The sequence below is a fragment of the Clavibacter lycopersici genome, from assembly GCF_003576405.1.
Lineage (GTDB): Bacteria > Actinomycetota > Actinomycetes > Actinomycetales > Microbacteriaceae > Clavibacter > Clavibacter lycopersici.
On record NZ_QWGT01000491.1, the window covers coordinates 1 to 705 of the forward strand.

A 705-nucleotide genomic window follows, 5' to 3' on the forward strand; every position below is an offset into this window, starting at 1 on the left:
GGCCGCGCGCTGCGCTCGCGGCTCCCGCGGCGCGGATCCTGGCTGGTGGTCGCGGGGCTGCTCCTCGCGCAGGTCGTCGCGCTCGTGCAGACCGCGACGGTGACGGCCGACGGGCTCGGCATGGACGACGTCTCCGGCGCGGGCGACCGCACGGGCGCCTCCATCAGCGAGGCGCAGGTCTACCTCGTGGCGTTCGTCGCGGGCACCGCGGCGATGGTGCTGCTCGCGGGCATCGTCGCGGCGCTCCTCGCCCGCGCGCCCGCGGGGCTCGCCGTCGTGGCGGCGGCCGTCCCGGTCGTGCTGCTCGGCGGGTGGCTGGGAGGGCTCGTCTCGCGCGGCGCCACCGGGATGCTGAGCGACACGGCGTACGCGATCCTGCCGGTGATCTCGTGGGTGCCGCCCGTCGTGCTCGGCGTCGCCATCGCGCTCACCGGGCTGCGCTCGGTCGGCCGGATCGTCGGATCCATCGTGGCCGTGCTGCTCCTCTGGGTCGGGACGGCCGTCGTGGTCGGCGTCACCTACGCCCTCGGCAACCGCGTGCTGCTGCGCTACCCGCTCGAGCTCCTCGACGCCGGCGGCATGGTGGGCGGCGCGGTGCTCCGCGGCGAGGGCGGCGTGCTCGGGCAGCTCGCGGTGGCGGTGGTCGTCGGGATCCTCGGCGCGCTCGTCGTGCGCGCGGTCCGACGCCGTCGGGCGGTCAGGGCG

1 protein-coding gene is annotated in these 705 nt (G+C 77.3%); it reads left to right on the forward strand.

What is annotated here, in order from left to right; genetic code table 11:
- Window positions 1–705: hypothetical protein (locus tag DZG00_RS16140; protein WP_119455857.1), on the forward strand; the 705-nt coding region annotated here is incomplete at both ends.